At 74.7% G+C, this 17,970-nt stretch carries 19 protein-coding genes; 8 read left to right on the top strand and 11 right to left on the bottom strand.

From position 1 onward, the window contains the following. Window positions 1–121: 121 nt before the first annotated feature. Window positions 122–469, bottom strand: coding sequence for a hypothetical protein (locus ACZ6S8_RS14960; protein WP_469455727.1), 348 nt, complete (start codon window positions 467–469; stop codon window positions 122–124). 269 nt (window positions 470–738) lie between these two features. Beyond that, window positions 739–1,308: an NADPH-dependent FMN reductase gene (locus ACZ6S8_RS14955; RefSeq protein WP_469455725.1), complete on the bottom strand. Its 570-nt coding sequence runs from the start codon at window positions 1,306–1,308 to the stop codon at window positions 739–741. Window positions 1,309–1,433: 125 nt separating this feature from the next. On the opposite strand from ACZ6S8_RS14955, the gene ACZ6S8_RS14950 reads away from it, so the two are divergent. Beyond that, window positions 1,434–1,907: a MarR family winged helix-turn-helix transcriptional regulator gene (locus ACZ6S8_RS14950; RefSeq protein ID WP_469455723.1), complete on the top strand. Its 474-nt coding sequence runs from the start codon at window positions 1,434–1,436 to the stop codon at window positions 1,905–1,907. A gap of 19 nt (window positions 1,908–1,926) precedes the next feature. On the opposite strand, the gene ACZ6S8_RS14945 is transcribed toward ACZ6S8_RS14950, so the two are convergent. The 3 genes from ACZ6S8_RS14945 to ACZ6S8_RS14935 are packed head-to-tail and all read right to left on the bottom strand — an operon-like array spanning window position 1,927 to window position 5,992. Beyond that, window positions 1,927–3,258, bottom strand: a complete 1,332-nt coding sequence (locus ACZ6S8_RS14945; protein WP_469455721.1) for an AAA domain-containing protein — start codon at window positions 3,256–3,258, stop codon at window positions 1,927–1,929. Then, complete coding sequence (locus ACZ6S8_RS14940) at window positions 3,255–4,832, bottom strand: hypothetical protein (protein WP_469455719.1); 1,578 nt, start codon at window positions 4,830–4,832, stop codon at window positions 3,255–3,257. The genes ACZ6S8_RS14945 and ACZ6S8_RS14940 overlap by 4 nt, the downstream gene beginning before the upstream one ends. Then, entirely contained in the window at window positions 4,829–5,992 is a 1,164-nt protein-coding gene (locus tag ACZ6S8_RS14935; protein WP_469455717.1) for a hypothetical protein, read from the bottom strand. Before ACZ6S8_RS14935 ends, ACZ6S8_RS14940 begins: the two co-directional genes overlap by 4 nt. A 180-nt stretch (window positions 5,993–6,172) precedes the next feature. Here ACZ6S8_RS14935 and ACZ6S8_RS14930 point away from each other — a divergent pair, with 180 nt between their 5' ends. Next, window positions 6,173–6,769: a histidine phosphatase family protein gene (locus ACZ6S8_RS14930; RefSeq protein WP_469455715.1), complete on the top strand. Its 597-nt coding sequence runs from the start codon at window positions 6,173–6,175 to the stop codon at window positions 6,767–6,769. A gap of 36 nt (window positions 6,770–6,805) precedes the next feature. Here ACZ6S8_RS14930 and ACZ6S8_RS14925 read toward each other — a convergent pair whose 3' ends face one another. Continuing rightward, a complete protein-coding gene (locus ACZ6S8_RS14925) occupies window positions 6,806–8,146 on the bottom strand; it encodes a tetratricopeptide repeat protein (protein WP_469455712.1) in 1,341 nt (446 codons plus the stop codon). 281 nt (window positions 8,147–8,427) lie between these two features. On the opposite strand from ACZ6S8_RS14925, the gene ACZ6S8_RS14920 reads away from it, so the two are divergent. The 3 genes from ACZ6S8_RS14920 to ACZ6S8_RS14910 all read left to right on the top strand — a co-directional run bounded on the left by ACZ6S8_RS14920 (window position 8,428) and on the right by ACZ6S8_RS14910 (window position 10,559). Next, window positions 8,428–8,835, top strand: a complete 408-nt coding sequence (locus ACZ6S8_RS14920; RefSeq protein ID WP_469455710.1) for a hypothetical protein — start codon at window positions 8,428–8,430, stop codon at window positions 8,833–8,835. Window positions 8,836–8,869: 34 nt separating this feature from the next. Continuing rightward, window positions 8,870–9,748: a spermidine synthase gene (locus ACZ6S8_RS14915; RefSeq protein ID WP_469455708.1), complete on the top strand. Its 879-nt coding sequence runs from the start codon at window positions 8,870–8,872 to the stop codon at window positions 9,746–9,748. A gap of 163 nt (window positions 9,749–9,911) precedes the next feature. Continuing rightward, window positions 9,912–10,559 carry a class I SAM-dependent methyltransferase gene (locus tag ACZ6S8_RS14910; protein WP_469455706.1) on the top strand — a complete coding sequence of 216 codons (648 nt, stop codon included), beginning with the start codon at window positions 9,912–9,914 and terminating at the stop codon, window positions 10,557–10,559. Window positions 10,560–10,589: 30 nt separating this feature from the next. On the opposite strand, the gene ACZ6S8_RS14905 is transcribed toward ACZ6S8_RS14910, so the two are convergent. Continuing rightward, a complete protein-coding gene (locus ACZ6S8_RS14905; RefSeq protein WP_469455705.1) occupies window positions 10,590–11,138 on the bottom strand; it encodes a hypothetical protein in 549 nt (182 codons plus the stop codon). A gap of 78 nt (window positions 11,139–11,216) precedes the next feature. Between ACZ6S8_RS14905 and ACZ6S8_RS14900 the strand changes: the two genes are divergently transcribed. After that, window positions 11,217–11,903, top strand: a complete 687-nt coding sequence (locus tag ACZ6S8_RS14900; protein ID WP_150519499.1) for a response regulator transcription factor — start codon at window positions 11,217–11,219, stop codon at window positions 11,901–11,903. Next, entirely contained in the window at window positions 11,900–13,285 is a 1,386-nt protein-coding gene (locus ACZ6S8_RS14895) for a sensor histidine kinase (RefSeq protein WP_469455702.1), read from the top strand. The genes ACZ6S8_RS14900 and ACZ6S8_RS14895 overlap by 4 nt, the downstream gene beginning before the upstream one ends. Window positions 13,286–13,345: 60 nt before the next feature. On the opposite strand, the gene ACZ6S8_RS14890 is transcribed toward ACZ6S8_RS14895, so the two are convergent. Continuing rightward, window positions 13,346–13,858, bottom strand: coding sequence for a MarR family winged helix-turn-helix transcriptional regulator (locus ACZ6S8_RS14890; protein ID WP_469455700.1), 513 nt, complete (start codon window positions 13,856–13,858; stop codon window positions 13,346–13,348). An 83-nt stretch (window positions 13,859–13,941) separates the two neighbouring features. Between ACZ6S8_RS14890 and ACZ6S8_RS14885 the strand changes: the two genes are divergently transcribed. After that, window positions 13,942–14,769, top strand: a complete 828-nt coding sequence (locus ACZ6S8_RS14885; RefSeq protein ID WP_469455698.1) for an NAD(P)H-binding protein — start codon at window positions 13,942–13,944, stop codon at window positions 14,767–14,769. A gap of 43 nt (window positions 14,770–14,812) precedes the next feature. Here the strand turns inward: ACZ6S8_RS14885 and ACZ6S8_RS14880 are convergent, their stop codons facing one another. From ACZ6S8_RS14880 to ACZ6S8_RS14870, 3 genes are read right to left on the bottom strand one after another with little or no spacing between them, the layout of a single operon-like run. Continuing rightward, window positions 14,813–16,159: a GH1 family beta-glucosidase gene (locus ACZ6S8_RS14880; protein ID WP_469455696.1), complete on the bottom strand. Its 1,347-nt coding sequence runs from the start codon at window positions 16,157–16,159 to the stop codon at window positions 14,813–14,815. Next, window positions 16,156–16,980 (bottom strand): carbohydrate ABC transporter permease, encoded by an 825-nt coding sequence (locus ACZ6S8_RS14875; RefSeq protein ID WP_386526831.1) that lies wholly within the window; start codon window positions 16,978–16,980, stop codon window positions 16,156–16,158. Before ACZ6S8_RS14875 ends, ACZ6S8_RS14880 begins: the two co-directional genes overlap by 4 nt. Then, window positions 16,977–17,969 (bottom strand): carbohydrate ABC transporter permease, encoded by a 993-nt coding sequence (locus tag ACZ6S8_RS14870; RefSeq protein WP_469455694.1) that lies wholly within the window; start codon window positions 17,967–17,969, stop codon window positions 16,977–16,979. The genes ACZ6S8_RS14875 and ACZ6S8_RS14870 overlap by 4 nt, the downstream gene beginning before the upstream one ends. Between the last annotated feature and the right edge of the window lies 1 nt (window position 17,970).

Here is a 17,970-nt window from a genome sequence, read left to right as displayed (position 1 = left end):
GTCTACCGGCCGTAGCGGTGTGATTCCCGGGAGTTACCGGAATCGGGGACAGGGCGGGCCGTGCTGCGGTATGTTGCGCGCCGCATATGCCAGATGCCGCGCGCACGGCCGCCCGTCGCGGTCAGGGGCCCTCGGGGCCGGCGTCGCGCTGGAGGGTCACGCCGAACTCGATCATCTTGCGGGCGTAGTCCTCGGTCCAGTCCGCCTGCTCGGCGATCGCCGCGGGCGACAGCCGGTCGAACCGCCGCGGGTCCGCCAGCTGTGCGGCGGCCACGGCCTGGAACTCCACCGCGCGCTCCTGTGCCGCCCGGAAGGCCAGTGTCAGTTCCGTCGCGCGGACCAGGAGCTCGCGCGGGTCGTCGATCGACTCCAGATCGAAGAAGTGCTCCGGGTCCGTGGCGGCGTCCGACGGCTCGAAGAGCAGCGGCGCGGGCCGCAGCCTCCGCTCGGTCCGCTCGGGCTCTGCCATACGTGTCCTCCAGCTGCTGCGCGTGCGAAATGCTTCCGGGCCACCGTCCATTGTCCAACGCCGCGCAAGAGTGCACCGCTGCGGACCGCGGGCGCCGGGAACGCCCGTACGGCCCGTGGGGCGCACGGGGAGCCCGGCCGGTCCCGTGGCGCACGGGTCGATCAGGTGAGCGGCCGGCGTCCCCGGGGCCGACCGCGATGGCGGCCCGCCGGCCGCTCGGAACGGCGCTGACCGGTCGTCAGCCGGGCGCCGCGCCCGAGGGGTCCGGGTCACACGGCCGCGGGCTCCGCGGCGCGGTCCGCGGCCAGCGCCGCCACGTCGTCGAGCACGCCGGCCAGCCCGTCGGCGAGCCCCTCGGGGGCGCGGAAGCCCTCGGGCCCGATCAGCCCGGGGATCCCCGGGACGGCGAGGGAGCGCGCGGCCGGGAGCATGCCGATCCGGGTGAGGACGGGCAGCAGCATCTCGGCGGCCGGGGCGCCGCCCGTGGGGCCGGCGCTGTAGCTGACGATGCCGACCGGCTTGCCCTTCCACTCGCGGTAGAGGAAGTCGATGGCGTTCTTGAAGGGGGCGGTGAAGCCGCCGTTGTACATCGGCAGTACGAACAGGAAGGCGTCCGCGGAGTCGACCAGGGCGCTCCAGTCGCGGGTGTGCTGGTGGGCGTAGACGCCGGTAGAGGCGTACTCGGGCTCGTCGAGGAACGGCAGCGCGACCTCGCCGAGGTCGACGGGGGTCACCTCGAAGCCGCCGTGGGCGCGGGCCTGCCCGGTCACCCAGTGGGCGAGGGGGCGGCCCGAGGAGGTGGGGCGGGTGGCGGCGGAGATGACGTGCAGACGGGTCACGGCGGGGGCTCCCTGGTATCGCTCGGATGGTTGACGTGTCATCTATGAAAGCGGTGGGATGGGTGACGTGTCAACAAGGTAGGTGATGTGTCATCAACCGGGGAGGTCCTGGCTAGAGTGCCCCCATGACCGCATCCGAGCCCCGATGGCTCAGCGAGCCCGAACAGGACGCCTGGTACGCGTGGCGGCGGATGTTCCCGCTGGTCAACGCCGAGATCGCGCGCGACCTCAACCAGGACAGCGCCCTGTCCGAGGCCGATTACGACGTCCTCTCGGCCCTCGGCTCCACGGACGGACACCGCATGCGCATCAGCGCGCTGGCCGTGCTGATGCAATGGTCCCGCAGCAGACTGTCCCACCAGCTCACCCGCATGGAGCAGCGCGGCATCGTCCGGCGCGAGGACGTCGCCACCGACGGCCGGGGCGCGGAGGTGGTCCTCACCGCGGCGGGCGTGGCCACGATCACGACGGCCGCCCCGCTCCACGTGGAGTCGGTGCGCCGCCACCTGATCGACGTGCTCACCCCGGAGCAGCTGCGGACCCTGGCGGAGGTCGGCGAGGTGATCCGCACGCGGATGGACGTCACCCGCAAGCGGTAGGGGCGGCGGCCGGCCCCCTCTACGGCCGCCAGGACACGCGGTGTTCGGCGAGGTGCGCCAGGACCGAGTGGTTGGCCTCCCAGCCGTCCGGGAACTTCACCGTCACCCCGAGCTGCACCGGCTCCGTCGAGGGGTGGTCGTCCAGCAGCTCCGCTATGCCCGCCCGGGCCACCACGACGCACGCGTGCCGGTGCCGGGACGCCAGCACGCACAGCCGGCCCGTCTCCAGGTGGAACGCCGTCGCGTCCGGGCGGCCCGACAGCGGGTGGAGGACCACCGTGAGGTCGTACTCGCGGCCCTGGAGCCGGTTCGCGGTGTCCACCGTGACCCCCGTGACCCCGAGCCCGGCCAGGGCCGAGCGGACCGCGGCCGCCTGGTCGCGGTGCGCCGTGCCCACCGCGATGCGGTCGGCGGTGAGCGGGGCCGGGCCCCCGTCCCGTTCGTCGGAGGTCACCGCCCCCCGGTCCAGGGCGCGCCGGACCACCGCGGCCACCGCCCGGACCGCCTCCGGGTCGGTGCGCGGGGTGTGCCGCGCCGGGAGCTCCAGCAGGCCCCAGCCCGACTCGGCCGCTTCGTCCAGCACCCGGTCCGGACCCGAACCGTCCGAGGGGACCCCGTACGCGAGGGTGCGCTCGCCCGGGCCCGTACCGCTGCGGAACCGGGTGTACGGGTAGAACGCCCGGGAGACCAGCGGCGCGGCCGTCGCCGGGAGCCGCCAGGACACGGGGAGGCGGTGCTGCGGGAGCTGCGGATTGTGGGCCAGCAGGGTGGAGACCGCCGACGCGGACGGGTCGTACGACAGGCCCGCCCACTGCTCGGCGCCGACCACGCTGAACGGGTCCAGCTGCCCCGGGTCGCCCACGAACAGGGCCCGTTCGAACAGCCCGGCCACGGCCAGCAGCGCGTCGGAGCGCATCTGGTACGCCTCGTCGACGATCGCGTGCTCCCAGGGCTCGGCGTCCTTGACGTACGCCCACTTCGCCGCCGTGGAGATGGTCACCGGCAGCTCGGCCAGGTCCCCCGGCTTGGCGGAGAGCGTCACGGACGGCAGCTCGCGGAGCGCCGGGTCGTACGCGTCGCCGTCACTGCTGTGCAGCCGGCCGACCTTGAGCCCCGGATCCTTCTCGGCGAGCCGCAGCACCAGGTCGTCGACCTGCGCGTTCGTCTGCGCGACCACCATCAGCCGGCGCCCGGCCGCGGCCAGTTCCTGCGCCGCCCGCACCACGAGCGTGGACTTGCCGGCGCCGGGCGGGGAATCGACGACGACGCCCCGCTCGGTCCCGTGCAGGGTGTCGTGGAGGATCGCGGCGGTCGCCCGCGCGGCCGCCGCACCCGGATCGAATGCGGTCACAGGAGGTCCTCGTCGGTCACGGCGTCGGGCGCGGGGGCGGTCGGGGAGGCCAGGTGCGCGGGCGGCCCGCCGTGCGTCCACGGGGTCCGCTCCGGGTCCGGGAGCTTCGGGCCGCCGCGGGCATCGTGCTCGAACAGCGTCCAGCACACCCGGTCGCCCTTCTCCGGCACCGAACCCGGCTCCGGGTCCCGGCCGCGGCCCATCTTGTCCAGCAGCCGCAGCACGAGCCGCCCGTCCTCGTCGAACCGGACGAAGCGCGCCGACTGCGGGCGGCCGTCGAGCGACCGGAACACCTTCGTCCCGCCCTCCTCGGCGAGCTGCGGCCGGTCCTCCGTGGCCACGGTCACCAGCGGGCGCGGACTGGGCCGCTTCGTCTCCGTCCACTCCATCACCACCTCGGTGACCTCGCCGGCGAAGGCCTCGCCCGCGAGGCGCCGGCCCGCCATCACCAGCGGGTCGTCCAGCGCCTCCTGGGCGTCGAGGCGGACCTGCTCGGTCTCCCGGGTGGCGAGCTTCTGGGCCGCCGTCACCGCGTCGTCGCGGCGCGGCTGCGGCGGCTCGCCCGCCCGTACGCGGTCCCGGTGGCCGGTGTACGACCAGCGGTCGCGGGTCCAGCGCTCCTCGGCCCGCTCACCGGCCGGCAGCGCGCGCAGCAGCTCCAGCGAGTGCCACACCGCGTCCCAGGCCGGCCGCATCTGCGCCTCCACCAGCGCCCGTACGTGCTCCTCGGCGCGGGCGAGCGCCGCCCCGTCCGGGGGCTGCGCCGTGCGCGCCGCGTCGTAGCGGGCCATCGCCGGCGCCAGCACCCGGTTGTCGAACGCCGGGTCGGTGGCCGGTCCCGCGGGCGGGACCAGCAACTGCCCGTCCCCGTCGCGGCCGAGCTCCGCCCGCAGCGCCTCCTGAGGCCCCGACGTGCCCTGCGGAGGCGCTATCCAGGCGAGCAGCGCGCCCAGGTGCTGGTCCTCCAGGTTGCTCTGGCCAGTCGCCCAGTGCCGGGACAGCAGGTCCGTCGCCGAGACCAGCATCGAGGAGCCGGGCACCCGCGCGCGCTCGCCGAGGTGGGTGAACCAGCGCCCCAGCAGCGGCACCCGCGCGGGCGCCGGGTAGGGGTTCTCCGGATCCTCCTCGGCCGTCCGCCGGAACCGCATCGAGCGCCCCAGCAGCCGTACGTACTCCACGCCCGCCCGGCTCGGCACGATCAGCTGCGGAGCGTCCCGGCACAGCTCGGCCTCGACCTTGGTCTTGCGGCCCGTCTCCGGGTCGGTCTCGCTCCGTTCCACGAACTCCACGTCGTCCGCGTACGCGTCCACGTACGGCAGGACCACGTCCGCGAGGTCGGCCAGGAAGGCCCACCGCAGGTCGCGGTCGCGCGGCTGCGGCACGACCAGCAGCCTCGGCTCCGCCGGATCGGTGCCCACCAGCGCGCCCAGCGGGGCCCCGGCCTCACCGGCCGTCGTCAGCGGCACGAGGACCAGCGGGCCCGCGGCCAGGTGCCGGTGCCGGACGGTCGCGAGCGGCTGGGCCCGGCCGGCCCGGACGGCCTGCAGCCGCGCGAGGGTGTTCAGCAGGCTCATCCGGTGCTCTCCAGCGCCTCGGCGCGCAGCCGGGCCGCGTGGTGCAGCGCCGCCGACGCGGGATCCTCGGCCCGGCCGCGGCCGAGGGCCGCCGCGAGGGCCGCCTCGACGGTGGTCAGCGCGCCCAGCTCGCCCCGTACGGAGCGGCCCAGCGTGGTCAGCTCGTCGGCGGCGCGGGCCTTCTCCCGGCAGTGGAAGGCCAGCTCGCAGGCGGCCAGGCATTCGGGGGCGTACGAGGCGTCCACCGCGGCCACGGCCTCGGCCAGCTCCTCGGCGGTCCGCGCCGGGTCGAAGGTGAGCCCCTCGGGCAGGGCCCCGGCCAGCTCCTCGACCCGGGTCAGCCGGTCCAGCTGGCGCCGGGTGACGGCCCGCTCGCGGCGGACGTCGACCGGCGCCGCGGCGGGCAGGTTGGAGAAGTCCTTCGGGCAGACCAGCAGCACGGTGTGCCCGGCCTCGGCGCCCGGCAGCTTCTCGGCGGTCTTCTCCAGGGCGAGGACGTACACGGCGGACTGCCGGGCCGCGGCGCCGACCTTCGCCGCGTCGGCCGCACCGTCGATCATCGGGAACGACTTGATCTCCACGACGGTCCAGCGGCCGTCGGGATGCACCACGACGGCGTCCGGCTCCAGGTAGGCGGGGGTGCCCGCCACCTCCAGGGCCAGCATCGGATGGTCGAGCAGCGTCCAGGCCGCGGCGGCGGTGGCCTCCCGCAGGGCCAGCGCGGTGCGGGCGGCCCGGCCCTCGGGTCCGGCGGCGGTGAGGTCGGGGACGCGCGCGTCCGGGCCCGGCGGTTCGGCGCCGGCGCCGAGGTGCTCGTGGACCAGCCGCAGCAGCGCGGCTCCGCCGTCGCCCTTGACCTTGGCCTCGAAGGAGTTCCCGCGGACGATGGCGAACTGCGACTGTCCGAAGGGTGCGGGGGAGCCGAGCGCCGAGGCCAGCGCGGTCTTGTCCACTCCGGCGCCGTCGAGCAGGGCGCGTCTGCCGCAGCCGGGGTTGGCGGCGAGGGCGGCCAGGGCGCGGGCGTCGAGCGGGCGGGGCGGCACGGCGGGACCGCGCAGGCCGGCGAGCCGCTGCCGCAGGGTCGCCGGGTGGGGGACCGCCGGCCGGGGGGGCTGCTGCGCGCTGTTCTGCGGAGGGACGCTGGGCGGGTAGGAGCTCACGGGCGGAAGTGTCCCATCCGCCACTGACAATCGTGGACTTACGGCGGAAACCGGTGGCCGGGGGAGCCCGTGGCCCGTGGGGCGGAGGGGGTGGGCGACCTGCTGTTCGAGTGATGGATGATGGTCGGGCGACGGAAGCACCGTAAAACGCGCGAACTCTCAGATACCGGGAGAAATCACATGGCCCCCCGCATCCTGCTGGCCCGCCACGGCCAGACGGCGTGGTCCCAGCTCGGCAAGCACACCGGACGCACGGACGTGCCCCTGCTGGAGGAGGGCAGGCGCGGGGCGAAGCTGCTCGGCGAGCGGCTGGCCCGGGACCCGTGGGCGGGCCTGCGCGGCCTGGAGGTCCGCACCAGCCCGCTCGTGCGCGCGAGCGAGAGCTGCGACCTCGCGGGCTTCGGCGTCCGGGCCGAGCCCTGGGACGCGCTCATGGAGTGGGACTACGGCGACTACGAGGGCATGACCCCGGCCGAGATCCAGGCGGTCCGTCCCGGCTGGCTGATCTGGCGCGACGGGGTGCCGGGCGGCGAGTCGGTGGCCGACGTCGCCGCCCGCGCGGACGAAGTGGTCGCCTGGGCCCGTTCCGCGGAGCGCGACGTCCTGGTCTTCGCGCACGGGCACATCCTGCGCACCCTCGCCGCCCGCTGGCTCGGCTTCGAAGCCTCCTTCGGCGCCCGCATCCGCCTGGAACCCACCTCGCTGTCCGTCCTCGGGTGGGCGTACGGGGCCCCCGCGCTGGAGCGCTGGAACGACACCGGGCACCTGGACGCGTAACGCGGTCCCCGCCCGGCCGGGGACGGGCGGCCCGGCTCAGACCGTCGCGTGCCGGGTCAGGAAGGCGCCGACGCGCGGGGAGCGCTGGTGCGGGACCAGGGTGCGGGCGGTCCCCGCGAGCATCGACCGGATGCGCGTCGACTGCACCCCGGCGAGCAGGTCCAGCACCCGGCCGCCCGCCCAGGCGGCCTCGTCCGGGGCGCCCGCCCGGGCCAGGTCGCCGGCCAGTTCGGCGGTGTAGAGGGCCACGTTCCGGGCGAAGTGCGGGTCCTGCAGGTCGGCGGCCCGGCGGGCGTGCCGGGCCGCGCGGGCGTACTCCCCGAGCGCCGCCCAGCAGCGGGCCTCCAGGAACTCCAGCTCGGCCTCGCCGAAGAAGGACATCCACTCGGGGTCCGTGTCCCCCTCGCCCCGGGCGAACTCCGTGTGGGCGCGGGCCAGCGCCTCCTGGCAGGCCTTGCGGTCGGCCAGCCCCGCCCAGCCCCCGGCCTCGCGCAGCGCGAGCAGCGACAGCAGCCGCGGGGAGCCCAGGGAGCGGGCCGCACGCCGGCCCGCCTGCGCCGCCCGTACGGACTCGCGGGAGCGGCCGCAGTCCCGCGCCAGGAACGCCATGTTGCTGAAGGCGTGCGCCTCCAGGCCCGCGTCCCCCGACACCCGGGCCGTCGCCAGGGCCTCCGCGTAGTGCGAGCGGGCGTCGTCGAAGCGGCCGGAGTCGTGTGCCAGCCAGCCGACCGAGACGGCCAGCTCGCCCGCGCCCGCGTGCAGCCGGTCCTCGGTGGACTGCCGGGCCGCCCCCGCGTCGAGCAGCGCGTACGCGGTGCGCAGGGGTTCGGCGGCCCTGCGGTACAGGGCGTCCGCGCCGTGCCGGTCGTCGAGCAGCCGGATCTGGCGCACGGCGTCCTCGACGGCGGCGGCCTCCGACTCGCCCGCGCGGGCGGGGACGCGGCGGGTGTCGCCGAGCAGGGTGAGACCGAGGGTGGCGGCCGCCACGGTCGCGGAGCCTCCCGCCATGAACGCGCGACGCAGCACGTCGCTCTCCTTGGGACTGGGACCGGGGCGGTGGTGGGCGGGGACGGGGACGGGGGCGTTCGCCGAGAAGGGGTCGCGGTGCGCGGCGCGCCCCCGGACGGCCTCGCGCGGCGGGAAGCCGAGGTCGGCCAGGGTGCGGCCGGGGAACAGGTGGAGGAAGACCCGCTCGTACGCGTAGTTGGGACAGCGGATCTCGCCGGACTCGACCCGGCCGATGTACCGGGCGTCGCAGGAAACCGTTTCTCCGATCTCCTTCGCCGCCCGGCGCACCAGGGCCGCGAACTCGGCCGGGGAGCGCTGCCCGCGCAGCCGCCGGAACGTGGAGTTGGGGGAGTGGGGGGACGCCGCCATGGACGTGGCCTCTCTGGCGAGGGACGCAGCGCCGTGTCCGCCCGCCTGTGGAGGGAGTGGCCCGGCGCGCATGAACGTACCGTCAGTGACGGGACGTTCACACGGTGTTTGGCTACAAAACGGATATCTCACCCGTGATCCGCCATGAACTGCCATCCTTTGCGGCGTCTTGGTGCCGCACCCGTTGACGTTCCCGTGCGTTGAACCCGTGCGGAGGGGGAGGCGACTCCCGCTCCCGCCCGTACGCGGATCGAGGAGGGGTTCCCTTGGTGGAGGCCGGCATGGAGAGCACTGGAACGCACACCGCGCCCGGGCCCGGTGCCGGTCCGGGCGGTGAGCCGGACCTGGTCACCGTGCCCACCCGGCAGGGGCTGGAGGCGGTGGACATCATCCGCCGGGCCGCCTGCCGGGCCGACGGGGTCGGGCCGGTCCTGCACGACGGGTCGGGCGACACCCTCGGCTTCCTCGTCCCGCCCGGAACCGCCGACGCCTGGGACCTGCCGGGCAGCGCGTGCACGCAGAGCGACGGCCGGGGGATGCGCTTCGGCGAGGCCGCCTCGCCCACCGCGGGCGGCACCGACTGGCTGCTGCCCCCGGAGGCCGTCGGCCCGGTGACCGATCCCGCGGTGCTGCGCGCGGCGCTCGGCGAGGCGGCCCGGCTGATCGAGGCCGCGGACAACTGCCGCTGACCGGGCCCGGCCGCCGCCCCGTCACAATGGTGGGGTGGCAGGCAAGGAAAAGGGCAAGGGCAGGCAGCGCGCACGCGGCGGCGACGAGGCGGTCACCGGGCAGGTCGACGGCGGCCTGGCCCGGCTGGAACCCGACCGGGAGCGCGCCGAGGCCTGGACCCTGCTGATCGACGGGGCCCCGCAATCCCATGTGGACCTCGGCGATCCCGGACACCTGGACTTCTCCTACCAGCGGCGGATCGGCCACCTGGTCGACCTCTGCGCACCGGCCCGCCAACCGCTGAACGTGGTGCACCTGGGCGGCGGGGCCTTCACGCTCGCCCGCTACACGGCCGCCTCCCGCCCCCGCTCCGGCCAGCAGGTCGTGGAGATCGACGCGGCCCTGACGGCCTTCGTGCGGGAGCACCTGCCGCTCGACCCGCAGGCACGGATCCGGGTCCGCTCGGCGGACGCGCGGGCGGGGCTGGCCAAGGTGCCGGACGGCTGGGCGGACCTGGTGATCGCGGACGTGTTCAGCGGCGCGCGCACCCCGGCGCACCTGACGAGCGCCGAGTTCCTGGACGACGTACGCCGTGCCCTCGCGCCCGGCGGGTGGTACGCGGCGAACCTCGCGGACGGTCCGCCGCTGGCGTTCCTGCGGGGGCAGATCGCGACGGCCGCGTCCCGGTTCGGGCAGCTGGCGCTGGCCGCCGACCCCGTGGTGTGGCGCGGGAAGCGCTTCGGCAACGCCGTGCTCGTGGCCTCCGACCGGGAGCTGCCCGTCGCGGAGTTCACCCGCCGGGTGGCGAGCGATCCGCACCCGGGGAGGGTCGAGCACGGGCGGGCCCTCGCGGACTTCGCGGGCGGAGCCCTTCCGGTGCGCGACGCCTCGGCGGTAGCCTCCCCGGAACCGCCACCTTCGGTGTTCCGGTAGGGCGCTCGCCCGGTTGCCCGGTGCGTCCCGTTTTCCCTACGGATGGGGACGCACTTTCCGCAAGGATTCGGCCGACCGAATATCGGCTCCGGCCCGATCGTGCGTAGCCTTGGGGAACCATCGGAGGGGTGCCCCTCTACGACGCGTCAGGAGACGGCCGACGATGTCCGAATTGCCTGCTGAGCCCGGTTCATCTGCACCCGCGCCCAGCACCGCCACCCCCGACTACACGCAGCGGCTGGCCCGCCTCGAACAGTCGGGGATCAAGCGCCTGCTGCCCACGCAGGCGCCCTACCGGTGGAACCTGCGCAGGCTTCGGCTGGGCCGGGTGCTCGACATCGGGTGCGGCCTCGGGCGCAACCTCCTGAACCTGGGCCCCGACAGCGTCGGCGTCGACCACAACCCGCACTCGGTGGAGACCTGCCGCGAGCGCGGCCTGACCGCCTACACCCCCGACGAGCTCGCCGCCGCCCCGGACTGCGGCCCCGGCTCCTTCGACAGCCTCCTCGTCGCCCACGTGCTGGAGCACGTCGACGAGGACACCGCCGCGAAGCTGCTGGAGCAGTACCTCCCGCTCGTCGCCCCCGGGGGCAAGGTCGTCATGATCACCCCGCAGGAGGTCGGCTTCCGCTCCGACGCCACCCACATCCGCTGGGTCGGCTTCGAGGAGCTCCGCAGCCACGCGGACCGGGCCGGCATCTCCGTCCTGCACACCTTCTCCTTCCCCTTCGGCCGGCCGATGGGCAAGGTCTTCCCGTACAACGAGTTCGTGCTGGTGGGCAACGTCCCGGGGGCCGGGACGGCGTCCTGACGGTCGGGACGGCGTCCTGACGGCACTCCCCTAGGGGTCGACGAGCTCGACCCGCGGGGGATGGTCGTGCCAGGTGCAGAACACCGACACCTCGCGGCCGTCCCGGGTGAAGGTGACCCGCATCCACAGGTCCTGCTTCCACACCTGCATGCGCCAGCCGGCCGCCGGCGTCGCGGAGACCAGTTCGGCCGAGGACGGCCCGAGGTCGAAGACGACCCGGCCGCCGGAGGTGCTGTACGACTTCACCGTGCCGTCGTCCCCGTCCGTCTGCCGCGGCTGCCGGCCGCCCGGCGGTTTCGGGGACGGCTTGCCCGGGGACGACGCGGCGGCGCCCGGTGCGGGCGACGCGGACGCGCTGGGGGTCGGTGAGGGCGTCGGGGAGGGCGACGGCTGCGGGGACGGCGGGTCGGGCTGGTCCCGGTGCGTGGACGAGGACAGCGGCTGCGTGGTCAGCGGCACCGCGAGCGGCGGATCGTAGGCCGTACCCGACATGACGGTGTGCACGCCCCACCACGACAGGGTCACCGCGGCCCCGGTCGCCAGCGTCCACGCCATGGCATGTACAAGTCCTCGTAGCATCGAGCACATACTGCACCACCCGCCCCAAGAGGCGCCCGGCACCTCCCGGCGTCCCTCGAATGGACTACGGTGCGGCCCATGGCAAGTGTGCTCGTGGTCGAGGACGACCAGTTCGTACGTTCCGCCCTCATCCGGCACCTGACCGAGGCCTCGCACACCGTGCGCAGCGTCGGCACCGCCCTGGAGGCCCTGCGCGAGGTGGCCCACCACCGCTTCGACGTGGTCATCCTCGACCTGGGCCTGCCCGACCTGGACGGGTCGGAGGCCCTGAAGATGCTCCGCGGCATCACCGACGTCCCCGTGATCATCGCGACCGCGCGCGACGACGAGGCGGAGATCGTCCGGCTGCTGAACGACGGCGCCGACGACTACCTGACCAAGCCCTTCTCCGTGGAGCACCTCTCCGCCCGGATGGCCGCCGTACTGCGCCGCTCGCAGGCGGCCGCCGCCGAACCGCCCTCGCGGGTGCTGCGCGTCGGCGGGCTGGCCATCGACCCGCTGCGCCGCCAGGCCGAGCTGGACGGGGCCGTACTGGACCTGACCCGGCGCGAGTTCGACCTGCTGGCCTTCCTCGCCGGGCGGCCCGGGGTGGTCGTGGCCCGCCGGGAGCTGCTCGCCGAGGTCTGGCAGCAGTCGTACGGGGACGACCAGACCATCGACGTGCACCTGTCCTGGCTGCGCCGCAAGCTCGGCGAGACCGCCGCCCGCCCGCGGTACCTGCACACGCTGCGGGGCGTGGGGGTCAAGCTGGAGCCGCCCCGGTGAGGTGGGCGCTGGTCAAGGTGTGCCTCGCGGTCACCGCCATGGTGGTCGTGGCGTTCGCCGTACCGCTGGGGCTGGTGGTCCAGGAGATGGCCAGCGACCGGGCGTTCTCCAACGCCGAGCGGCAGGCCGCCACCATCGGGCCGACCCTGTCCATCACCACCGACCCGGCGCAGCTGCGCAAGGCGGTGGAGACCACGCAGATGGGCGCCGCCGGGCGGATGGCCGTACACCTGCCCGCGATCGGCGACAGCCCGCCCGCGGACATCGGCGACGGGTGGGCGGGCGAGCGGGTCGTCGCCGAGACCCGCCGCATGGGCCGGGCCACGACGGCGTCGGTGCCCGGCGGGGGATCGGCGCTGCTCCAGCCCACCGCGCTCGGGTCCGGGGACATCGCGGTGGTGGAGATCCTCGTGCCGGAGAGCGAGGTCAGCAACGGGGTCACCACCGCCTGGGCGGTCCTCGCGGGCGTCGGACTGGCCCTGATCGTGGGCTCGGTGGGCGTCGCCGACCGGCTCGGTGCCCGGCTGGTCCGCCCCGCAGAGCGGCTCGCGGACGCCGCGCACCAGCTGGGCGAGGGGCGGCTCGGGGCGCGGGTCCCGGAGGACGGGCCGAAGGAACTGCGCTCGGCAGCCGTCGCGTTCAACGCGATGGCGGACCAGGTGGTGCAACTCCTCGCCAACGAGCGGGAGCTGGCCGCCGACCTCTCGCACCGGCTGCGGACGCCGCTGACGGTGCTGCGGCTCAACACGGCCTCGCTCGGCGACGGTCCCGCCGCCGAACAGACCCGGGCGGCCGTGGAGCAGCTGGAGCGGGAGGTCGACACCATCATCCGCACGGCCCGCGAACAGCGCCCGGCCACCGGCCCGGCCGGGCCGGGCGCGGGAGCCGGCTGCGACGCCTCGGAGGTGATCCGCGACCGGATGGCCTTCTGGTCGGCGCTGGCCGAGGACGAGGGCCGCGAGGTGCGGCTGGCGGGCGTGGACCGTACGGTGCGCATCCCCGTCGCCCGGCCCGAACTGGCCGCCGCCCTCGACGCGATGCTCGGCAACGTCTTCCGGCACACCCCCGAGGGCACCCCGTTCGCGGTGGACGTCCACGACACCCCGGACGCGGTCATCGTGCTGGTCTCGGACGCGGGACCCGGTATCGCCGATCCGGACGCCGCCCTGCGCCGCGGCAACGACGGCGGCCGCGACGGCTCGACGGGCCTCGGCCTCGACATCGTGCGCCGGGTCGCGGAGTCGACCGGGGGCGACGTGCGGCTGGGGCGCTCGGTGCTCGGCGGGACCGAGATCCGGGTGTGGATCGCGCTGGACGGGCGGACCCGGGGCCCGGGCGGGCCGCGGGTCCGGCGCGGCCGGCGCAAGCGGCGCGGCGCCTGACGGTACGGGCTCGGTGCCCGGGGCGGGGGTCCGGGCGGGGGTCCGGGCCGCCCCGGGGCCTCAGTCGGTGTCGCCCGCGTTCAGGCGCACGGCCTGGGCGCGGCCGACCTCCGCGGCACGGTGCAGGTAGTCGGCGATGACGGTGAGTTCGGCGTCGGAGTAGCCCTCCAGTACGGCGCCGAAGGCGCGCCCGGGGCCGTCCCAGGCCGCGCCGATGCGTGCGCGGGCCTCGGGTGCGAGGGAGACGAGTGAGCGCCGGCGGTCGTTCGGGTCGGCGTGCCGCTCGACGATGCCCGCCTTGACCATGCGGTCGACGAGGCGGGTGGCGGAGCCCGAGGTCAGGCCGGTGAGGCGGGCGATGTCGCCGGTGCTGACCGGGCCAGGCTCCATGTCGAGGAGGGCGACGCACTGCAGGTCGGTGGGGTGGAGACCGACGTGGTCGGCCATCGCCTGGCTGAAGAGCGAGTAGTCGGCGTGGTGCCGCTGGCTTTCGGTGACGATGCGCGCGAGCAGCTCGGCGCGGCTCCATGACTCACCCGTGCGGGGGATCTCCGTTGACATCGGCTTCTCCATGCTCCAAATTTATCTGTGTGGCGCAGGGAATGCGTCACGCAGAATCTGTGTCACATGTGCATCCTAGGGAAAAGGAACCGGTCATGTCGATCCTCGTCACCGGAGGCCGCGGCGCCGTCGCCCGCGGCCTCGCCGCCCGCCTCGCCTCGCGCGCCCTGCCGTACCGCCTGGGCTCCCGCGCGCCGGACACCCCGGGCGCCGTCCCCTGCGACCTCGGAGATCCCACCACCTTTCCCGGCGCCCTCGCGGGCGTCCGGTCCGTGTTCCTCTACGCCGAGGCGGCGGCGATCGGCCCGTTCGTCGCGGAAGCCGTCGCCGCCGGAGTCGAGCACGTCGTCCTCCTCTCGTCGTCCTCGGTCCTCGCCCCCGGCGCCGCCGGAAGCCCGCTGTCCGCGTCCCACCTCGCCGTCGAACGGGCCCTGACCGCGTCGCCGCTGCGCACCACCCTGCTGCGTCCCGGCTCCTTCGCGGGCAATGCCCGCGCCTGGTCCCGGTCGCTCGCGTCCGGCCGGCCCGTGCGCCTGCCGTATCCCGGCGCCTTCTGCGATCCGGTCCACGAGGCCGACCTCGCCGATGCGGCCCTCGCCGTGCTCACCGACCCGGCCCTCGCGGGGCGGGCCTACACCCTGACCGGCCCCCAGTCGCTGACCTTCGCGAGCCAGCTCCTGATACTCGGCGAAGTCCTCGGCCGACCCGTGCCGTACGAGACGATCTCCGCCGCGGAATGGAAGGCCGAGGCCGGCGGATACATACCGGGCCCCTACGCCGATGCGCTCCTCGACCTCTGGGCCGCCGCGGACGGCCTCCCGGCCGACATCACCGACGCGGTGGAACGGCTCACCGGCCACCCGGCCCGTACCTTCCGCACCTGGGCGCAGGAGCACGCCGGCGCCTTCGCCCCCCTGGCCTGACGCCGCGGCCTCGGGCGAGGGAGTCGACCCGCCCTTCCAGGCGTCACAAGGCTCCCGTGCGGGCCAGCCGGGCGTACCAGCGGGCGCTGGAGCGGGGGGTGCGGACCTGGGTGTCGTAGTCGACGTGGACGATCCCGAACCGCTTGCTGTAGCCGTAGGACCACTCGAAGTTGTCCAGCAGCGACCAGAGGAAGTAGCCCTCCACCGGGGCGCCGTCCTCCAAGGCCCGGTGGACCGCAGCGAGATGGGCCTCCAGGTAGCCGATGCGCGCGGGGTCGTGCAGTTCCGGGGCGTAGGCCGCACCGTTCTCGGTGACCATGAGCGGCAGGCCCGGCGCCTCGCCCGCGAAGCGCAGCAGCAGGTCGTACAGGCCGGTCGGGTCGATCGACCAGTCCATGTCGGTCCGCTCGCCCGGAGGCTGGTGGAAGGCGATGTCGTCCGCGGCCGGCCAGGGGGAGTGGGACGTGGCCCCGTGGCCGTCGGCGCGCGGTCCCACGCGGCCCGGGGCCGACGAGACCACCGCCGGGGTGTAGTAGTTCACGCCGAGGAATCCCAACGGCTGGTGGATCAGCGCCTCGTCGCCGGGGCGCACGAAGGACCAGTCCGTCACGGAGGCGGTGTCCTCCAGCAGGTCCTGCGGGTACGCGCCGTGCAGCAGCGGCCCCGTGAAGATCCGGTTGGCCAGGGCGTCGATCCGGCGCTGCGCGTCCAGGTCGGCCGCCGAGCCGGTCAGCGGCCGCACCGCGCTCGGGTTCAGTGCGATGCCGACCCGCGCCGTGGACGGCAGGACGGCCGTGGCCAGGCCGTGCGCCAGGTTGAGGTGGTGCGCGGCGCGCAGCGAGTCGGCGGGGGAGGTGCGGCCGGGGGCGTGGACCCCGGAGGCGTAGCCGAGGAAGGCGCTGCACCACGGCTCGTTGAGGGTGGTCCACAGCTCCACCCGGTCGCCCAGCGCCTCCGCGACCTGCGCGGCGTACGCGGCGAACGCGTAGGCCGTCTCCCGCTCCGGCCAGCCGCCGGCGGCTTCGAGCTCCTGCGGCAGGTCCCAGTGGTACAGGGTCAGGCAGGGCCGGATCCCGTACGAGAGCAGCTCGTCGACCAGCGCGTCGTAGAAGCCGATCCCGCCGGAGAGCACCCGCGGCCAGGACACCGAGAACCGGTACGCCCCCAGCCCCAGCCCGGCCATCAGCCGGACGTCCTCCCGCCACAGCCGCAGGTGGTCCACCGCCACCTCGCCCGTGTGGCCGCCGTACACCTTGCCCGGCGTACGGCAGAACGTGTCCCAGATGGACGGCCCGCGCAGTGCCGCGCCGCCCTCGATCTGGAAGGCCGCCGTGGCCGCGCCCCAGAGGAAGCCCTCCGGGAACCGAGGTCCGGCATCCGTGTCCGTCATCCCTTCACCGCCCCTTGCATGATGCCGCCGACGATCTGTCGGCCGAATACCAGGAACACCAGCAGCAGCGGGAGCGTGCCCAGCAGCGCGCCCGCCATGATCACCGACTGGTCCGGGATGTAGCCCCGGCCCAGCCCGGTCAAGGCCACCTGCACCGTCGGGCTGCCGCTCTGGGTCAGCGCGACGATCGGCCAGAAGAAGTCGTTCCACGCCATCACGAACGTCAGCATCCCCAGGACCGCCATCGCGGGCCGGGCCGCCGGGAACACCACGTGCCACACGACCCGCAGCGAACTCGCCCCGTCCGTCCGCGCCGCCTCGATCAGTTCGGTGGGCAGCGCCTGCAGCAGGTACTGGCGCATGAAGAACACCCCGAAGGCGGAGACCAGCGTCGGCAGGATCACCGCCTGGAGCCGGTCCGTCCACGACAGTTCCGCGATCAGCATGTACAGCGGGACCACGCTCAGCTGCGGCGGTATCAGCATCGTCCCGACCACCAGCGTCATCAGCAGACTGCGGCCGCGGAAGCGCAGTTTGGCGAAGGCGAAGCCGGCCAGCGTGGAGAACGCCACGGTGCCGGCGGCGACCGTGCCCGCCACGACCACCGTGTTCAGCAGGGCCGTGCCCATGTGGGCGTCCGTCCACGCGACCTGGAGGTTGCGCCACAGGTTCCCGCCGAACCAGAACGGCGGCGGCGTCTGGGCCAGGCGCGTATTGCTCCGCGAGGCCGCGATCGCCGTCCACACCAGCGGGAACAGCGACCCGGCGGTGAACAGGGCGAGCACCACGTAGGTGAGCCGGCCCGCGCGCAGTGCCCTCATCGGGAGTCCCCCCGTCCGCGCAGCAGCCGCGCCGCGCCCGCGATCAGCAGCAGGATCAGGAACATCGCCCACGCGATGGCCGAGGCCCGGCCGAGGTGCAGGTTCACCCAGCCCTGCTCGTACAGGTACAGCCCGAGCGTCTGGAACTGGTGGTCCGAGCCGCCCGTGGCGCCCGCCCCGCCGTTGAACAGCAGCGGCTCCCCGAACAGCTGGGTCGCCCCGATCGTCGACACCACGCAGGTGAAGAGGATCGTCGGCCGCAGCGAGGGCACGGTCACGTGGACGAACTGCTGCCAGCGCGAGGCTCCGTCCAGGGCCGCCGACTCGTACAGCTCGCCCGGTACGGCCTGCATGGCCGCCAGGTAGATCAGCGCGTTGTAACCGGTCCACCGCCAGACCACGATGGTGGAGACCGCCAGCTGGGAGGCGAAGGTGTCGTTCTGCCAGTCCACGGCTTCGAAGCCGACCACCGACAGGGCCCAGTTGACCATCCCGTAGTCCCGCCCGAAGAGCAGCACGAAGACGAGGGTGGCCGCCGCCACCGAGGTCGCGTACGGGGTGAGCACCGCGACCCGGAAGAAGGCCGACCCCCGCAGCTTGTAGTTCAGCAGGTGGGCCAGGCCGAGCGCGATCGCCAGCTGCGGCACGGTCGACAGCAGCCCGATGGTGACCGTGTTGCGCAGGGCGTTCCAGAAGAACTCGTCGCCCCACAACCGGGTGAAGTTCCGCAGCCCCACCCACGTCATGGCGTCCGGGTCGGTCAGCTCCACCTGGTGCAGCGCCGCCCAGCCCGTGTACAGCAACGGGAACAGCCCGAAGGCGGCGAAGAACAGGAAGAAGGGAGCCACGAAGGCGTACGGGCTCCAGCGAAGGTCCCACCGGTAGCGCCTTGAGCGCCACACCTGCCCCCGGCGGCCCCCCTCCGCCGCCGGCGACGTCGCGCCGGCGGCGGAGGGGGAGGGGGACAGGACAGCCGTATCGTCCGTCACC

This window comes from Streptomyces sp. NPDC048461, assembly GCF_055587105.1.
The sequence above is the reverse complement of the archived record's forward strand: the minus strand, read 5'-3'. Positions and strand labels throughout refer to the sequence as shown.

Coding starts and splice junctions, on each gene's coding strand:
- ACZ6S8_RS14875 (WP_386526831.1), bottom strand. CDS start 16,980: ATGAGGGCACTGCGCGCGGGCCGGCTCACCTACGTGGTGCTCGCCCTG.
- ACZ6S8_RS14880 (WP_469455696.1), bottom strand. CDS start 16,159: ATGACGGACACGGATGCCGGACCTCGGTTCCCGGAGGGCTTCCTCTGG.
- ACZ6S8_RS14940 (WP_469455719.1), bottom strand. CDS start 4,832: ATGAGCCTGCTGAACACCCTCGCGCGGCTGCAGGCCGTCCGGGCCGGC.
- ACZ6S8_RS14960 (WP_469455727.1), bottom strand. CDS start 469: ATGGCAGAGCCCGAGCGGACCGAGCGGAGGCTGCGGCCCGCGCCGCTG.
- ACZ6S8_RS14920 (WP_469455710.1), top strand. CDS start 8,428: ATGGAGAGCACTGGAACGCACACCGCGCCCGGGCCCGGTGCCGGTCCG.
- ACZ6S8_RS14950 (WP_469455723.1), top strand. CDS start 1,434: ATGACCGCATCCGAGCCCCGATGGCTCAGCGAGCCCGAACAGGACGCC.
- ACZ6S8_RS14885 (WP_469455698.1), top strand. CDS start 13,942: ATGTCGATCCTCGTCACCGGAGGCCGCGGCGCCGTCGCCCGCGGCCTC.
- ACZ6S8_RS14900 (WP_150519499.1), top strand. CDS start 11,217: ATGGCAAGTGTGCTCGTGGTCGAGGACGACCAGTTCGTACGTTCCGCC.
- ACZ6S8_RS14905 (WP_469455705.1), bottom strand. CDS start 11,138: ATGCTACGAGGACTTGTACATGCCATGGCGTGGACGCTGGCGACCGGG.
- ACZ6S8_RS14890 (WP_469455700.1), bottom strand. CDS start 13,858: ATGGAGAAGCCGATGTCAACGGAGATCCCCCGCACGGGTGAGTCATGG.
- ACZ6S8_RS14930 (WP_469455715.1), top strand. CDS start 6,173: ATGGCCCCCCGCATCCTGCTGGCCCGCCACGGCCAGACGGCGTGGTCC.
- ACZ6S8_RS14925 (WP_469455712.1), bottom strand. CDS start 8,146: ATGGCGGCGTCCCCCCACTCCCCCAACTCCACGTTCCGGCGGCTGCGC.
- ACZ6S8_RS14910 (WP_469455706.1), top strand. CDS start 9,912: ATGTCCGAATTGCCTGCTGAGCCCGGTTCATCTGCACCCGCGCCCAGC.